Origin of the sequence: Microbacterium sp. CFBP 13617, from assembly GCF_014839445.1 — a bacterium.
GTDB lineage: Bacteria > Actinomycetota > Actinomycetes > Actinomycetales > Microbacteriaceae > Microbacterium.
Genome location: NZ_JACYNW010000006.1, coordinates 1 through 5,572, shown reverse-complemented (window position 1 = coordinate 5,572; position 5,572 = coordinate 1). Strand labels below are relative to the sequence as shown.

The window sequence follows — 5,572 nt, the reverse complement described above, 5'->3', positions numbered from 1 at the left end:
ATCATTGTTGAGTTCCCGACCGTACATCGAGAACCACTCAGTGGACGCAAGCACCAAAAACGGTGTGTTATCAAGTCATCGGCTTATTAGTACCGGTCAGCTTCACGTATTGCTACGCTTCCACATCCGGCCTATCAACCCAGTAGTCTGGCTGGGAGCCTCTCGCCCCGAAGGGCATGGAAGTCTCATCTTGAGGCCGGCTTCCCGCTTAGATGCTTTCAGCGGTTATCCATCCCGAACGTAGCTAATCAGCGGTGCTCCTGGCGGAACAACTGACACACCAGAGGTTCGTCCAACCCGGTCCTCTCGTACTAGGGTCAGATCCTCTCAAACTTCCTACGCGCGCAGCGGATAGGGACCGAACTGTCTCACGACGTTCTAAACCCAGCTCGCGTACCGCTTTAATGGGCGAACAGCCCAACCCTTGGGACCTACTCCAGCCCCAGGATGCGACGAGCCGACATCGAGGTGCCAAACCATGCCGTCGATATGGACTCTTGGGCAAGATCAGCCTGTTATCCCCGAGGTACCTTTTATCCGTTGAGCGACAGCGCTTCCACAAGCCACTGCCGGATCACTAGTCCCGACTTTCGTCCCTGCTCGACCTGTCAGTCTCACAGTCAAGCTCCCTTGTGCACTTACACTCGCCACCTGATTGCCAACCAGGTTGAGGGAACCTTTGGGCGCCTCCGTTACATTTTGGGAGGCAACCGCCCCAGTTAAACTACCCACCAGGCACTGTCCCTGAACCGGATCACGGTCCTAAGTTAGATATCCAGAGTGACCAGAGTGGTATTTCAACAATGACTCCACACTCACTGGCGTGAATGCTTCACAGTCTCCCACCTATCCTACACAAGCCACACCGAACACCAATACCAAGCTGTAGTAAAGGTCACGGGGTCTTTCCGTCCTGCTGCGCGTAACGAGCATCTTTACTCGTAATGCAATTTCGCCGAGTTCGCGGTTGAGACAGTTGGGAAGTCGTTACGCCATTCGTGCAGGTCGGAACTTACCCGACAAGGAATTTCGCTACCTTAGGATGGTTATAGTTACCACCGCCGTTTACTGGGGCTTAAATTCTCAGCTTCGCCTTACGGCTAACCGGTCCTCTTAACCTTCCAGCACCGGGCAGGCGTCAGTCCGTATACATCGTCTTGCGACTTGGCACGGACCTGTGTTTTTAGTAAACAGTCGCTACCCACTAGTCTCTGCGGCCACCACACCCTTTCGGAGCAAGTCCTAATAAGTGGATGGCCCCCCTTCTCCCGAAGTTACGGGGGCATTTTGCCGAGTTCCTTAACCACGATTCTCTCGATCTCCTTGGTATTCTCTACCTGACCACCTGAGTCGGTTTGGGGTACGGGCGGCTTGAACCTCGCGTCGATGCTTTTCTTGGCAGCATAGGATCACCCACTTTTTATCCGCATCGTGTCTCAGCCTCAATGAGTGACGGATTTGCCTATCACTCGGCCTACGCACTTGCACCAGGACTACCATCGCCTGGCTTGGGCTACCTTCCTGCGTCACACCTGTTAATACGCTAGCCGCACCAGCATGGGGTCGAGCGTTCACACAGACGTCCATCACCCCGAAGGGATCCAAACAATTCTGAGCTAGGACTCTTAGCACCACTGGATTAACTTGGGCGGTTCTTCGCCGGTACGGGAATATCAACCCGTTGTCCATCGACTACGCCTGTCGGCCTCGCCTTAGGTCCCGACTTACCCAGGGAAGATTAGCTTGACCCTGGAACCCTTGGTCTTTCGGAGGACGTGTTTCTCACACGTCTTTCGCTACTCATGCCTGCATTCTCACTCGTGTGGCGTCCACGGCTGGGTCACCCCGCCGCTTCACTCGCCACACGACGCTCTCCTACCCATCAACACGGCTGGACCACGAAGGCCTACCAAAAATGCTAATGCCACAACTTCGGTGGCGTGCTTGAGCCCCGTTACATTGTCGGCGCGGAATCACTTGACCAGTGAGCTATTACGCACTCTTTCAAGGGTGGCTGCTTCTAAGCCAACCTCCTGGTTGTCAAAGCAACTCCACATCCTTTCCCACTTAGCACGCGCTTAGGGACCTTAGTTGGTGGTCTGGGTTGTTTCCCTCTCGACTATGAAGCTTATCCCCCACAGTCTCACTGCTGCGCTCTCACTTACCGGCATTCGGAGTTTGGCTGACGTCAGTAACCTTGTAGGGCCCATCGGCCATCCAGTAGCTCTACCTCCGGCAAGAAACACGCAACGCTGCACCTAAATGCATTTCGGAGAGAACCAGCTATCACGAAGTTTGATTGGCCTTTCACCCCTATCCACAGCTCATCCCCTCAGTTTTCAACCTAAGTGGGTTCGGTCCTCCACGACGTCTTACCGTCGCTTCAACCTGGCCATGGATAGATCACTTCGCTTCGGGTCTAGAACACGCGACTCAAACGCCCTATTCAGACTCGCTTTCGCTACGGCTACCCCACACGGGTTAACCTCGCCACGTATCACTAACTCGCAGGCTCATTCTTCAAAAGGCACGCTGTCACCCCTACTAAGGAGGCTCCAACGGTTTGTAAGCAAACGGTTTCAGGTACTATTTCACTCCCCTCCCGGGGTACTTTTCACCTTTCCCTCACGGTACTTGTCCGCTATCGGTCATCTGGGAGTATTTAGGCTTATCAGGTGGTCCTGACAGATTCACACGGGATTTCTCGGGCCCCGTGCTACTTGGGATACTTCTCACGCCAAGAACAGGCATTTCGACTACGGGGTTCGCACCCTCTATGACCGGCCATTCAAAACCGTTCGTCTATACCTACTTGTAACGTCGACTGCTCGGCAGAACAATCAGAAAAGTCCCGCAACCCCCAACGTGCAACACCTGCCGGCTATCACACACGCTAGGTTTAGCCTCTTCCGGTTTCGCTCGCCACTACTTACGGAATCGCTTTTGCTTTCTCTTCCTGTGGGTACTGAGATGTTTCACTTCCCCACGTTCCCTCTACCCGCCCTATATATTCAGGCGGGAGTCACCAGGTCGGCACGCCGCCCAGCGGGGTTTCCCCATTCGGACACCCTCGGATCAAAACTCGCTTATCAGTTCCCCGAGGCTTATCGCAGATTGCTACGTCCTTCTTCGGCTCCAGATGCCAAGGCATTCACCGTTTGCTCTTAAAGACTTGAAATCACATGAGTTGAATCGTCAAAAAATTGACTAATGATCTTTAAGATCATCTTCACGACACCATCCCGAAGGACAATGTCGAAGATGCTCGCGTCCACTGTGTAGTTCTCAAAGTACGGGCGGTACCCCACCCCAACCACCGGAACACCGGCGCCGAGACGAGGCCCACAAGGAAACAGCCACCAACCACCCCAGCCCGAAGACTGACGCAATCAGCGCCCGGTCCCTCAGGACCCAACAGCGTGCATGTACTACCCGAACCAACCCCATCCCGTTCCCACCGCAAGCGGTGTACTAAGGACGAAGAAAACCCGAACAGCACCCCATCAAATGTTCCACCCATGAGCTACCGGCAGACACATTCGGTCTGATCCGGCGCCTGGACACCACACGCTCCAAAGAACCCGTGATGCCAGATGCTCCTTAGAAAGGAGGTGATCCAGCCGCACCTTCCGGTACGGCTACCTTGTTACGACTTAGTCCTAATTACCGATCCCACCTTCGACGGCTCCCTCCACAAGGGTTGGGCCACCGGCTTCAGGTGTTACCGACTTTCATGACTTGACGGGCGGTGTGTACAAGACCCGGGAACGTATTCACCGCAGCGTTGCTGATCTGCGATTACTAGCGACTCCGACTTCATGAGGTCGAGTTGCAGACCTCAATCCGAACTGGGACCGGCTTTTTGGGATTCGCTCCACCTCACGGTATTGCAGCCCTTTGTACCGGCCATTGTAGCATGCGTGAAGCCCAAGACATAAGGGGCATGATGATTTGACGTCATCCCCACCTTCCTCCGAGTTGACCCCGGCAGTATCCCATGAGTTCCCACCATTACGTGCTGGCAACATAGAACGAGGGTTGCGCTCGTTGCGGGACTTAACCCAACATCTCACGACACGAGCTGACGACAACCATGCACCACCTGTTTACGAGTGTCCAAAGAGTTGACCATTTCTGGCCCGTTCTCGTATATGTCAAGCCTTGGTAAGGTTCTTCGCGTTGCATCGAATTAATCCGCATGCTCCGCCGCTTGTGCGGGTCCCCGTCAATTCCTTTGAGTTTTAGCCTTGCGGCCGTACTCCCCAGGCGGGGAACTTAATGCGTTAGCTGCGTCACGGAAACCGTGGAATGGTCCCCACAACTAGTTCCCAACGTTTACGGGGTGGACTACCAGGGTATCTAAGCCTGTTTGCTCCCCACCCTTTCGCTCCTCAGCGTCAGTTACGGCCCAGAGATCTGCCTTCGCCATCGGTGTTCCTCCTGATATCTGCGCATTCCACCGCTACACCAGGAATTCCAATCTCCCCTACCGCACTCTAGTCTGCCCGTACCCACTGCAGACCCGAGGTTGAGCCTCGGGATTTCACAGCAGACGCGACAAACCGCCTACGAGCTCTTTACGCCCAATAATTCCGGATAACGCTTGCGCCCTACGTATTACCGCGGCTGCTGGCACGTAGTTAGCCGGCGCTTTTTCTGCAGGTACCGTCACTTTCGCTTCTTCCCTGCTAAAAGAGGTTTACAACCCGAAGGCCGTCATCCCTCACGCGGCGTTGCTGCATCAGGCTTCCGCCCATTGTGCAATATTCCCCACTGCTGCCTCCCGTAGGAGTCTGGGCCGTGTCTCAGTCCCAGTGTGGCCGGTCACCCTCTCAGGCCGGCTACCCGTCGACGCCTTGGTGAGCCATTACCTCACCAACAAGCTGATAGGCCGCGAGCCCATCCCAGACCGAAAAATCTTTCCAAACACGACCATGCGATCACGTCTCATATCCAGTATTAGACGCCGTTTCCAGCGCTTATCCCAGAGTCCAGGGCAGGTTGCTCACGTGTTACTCACCCGTTCGCCACTGATCCACCAAGCAAGCTTGGCTTCACCGTTCGACTTGCATGTGTTAAGCACGCCGCCAGCGTTCATCCTGAGCCAGGATCAAACTCTCCGTAAAAGAAAAATGCCCACCCAACCGGAATAAGGTCAAGGCAAGCGAGTTCAATCTGACCAAACAGGAAGTCAAAACTGACTATCCAGATGCCAACCCCCAAAAAGAGGATTGGACTTTGATCCAAAGGAATTCTCGCGATCCGAAGACCAACGAGGATAAAATTGGCATTTGACAAGTGCACGCTGTTGAGTTCTCAAGGAACGGACGCACCCACAGAAACAATCTCTCGACCTACCCGTGAGGCAATACGCCTAACACCACCGACACAACCACAACACCACGCCCGAAGACGACCAGTGAAGGATGTACACGCCGAGTGGCAGGATCCCAACCATAGACCAGAGAACCGAAACTCTCAAGACCACAGATCAGGAAGTGGTTCGCTACATGAGGGGCTGCGGGGCCTTTCGGCCGCTCCGCTCTCCCCTGTGGGGCGAACAAGTAAAAGA

2 rRNA genes are annotated in these 5,572 nt (G+C 54.6%); both read right to left on the bottom strand.

Annotated elements, in window-relative coordinates:
- Positions 1–66: 66 nt before the first annotated feature.
- Positions 67–3,178 (bottom strand): 23S ribosomal RNA (locus IFU40_RS16600).
- 426 nt (positions 3,179–3,604) lie between these two features.
- Positions 3,605–5,126: ribosomal RNA gene (locus tag IFU40_RS16595) — 16S ribosomal RNA — on the bottom strand.
- Together the 16S and 23S rRNA genes form the textbook arrangement of a ribosomal RNA operon.
- Between the last annotated feature and the right edge of the window lie 446 nt (positions 5,127–5,572).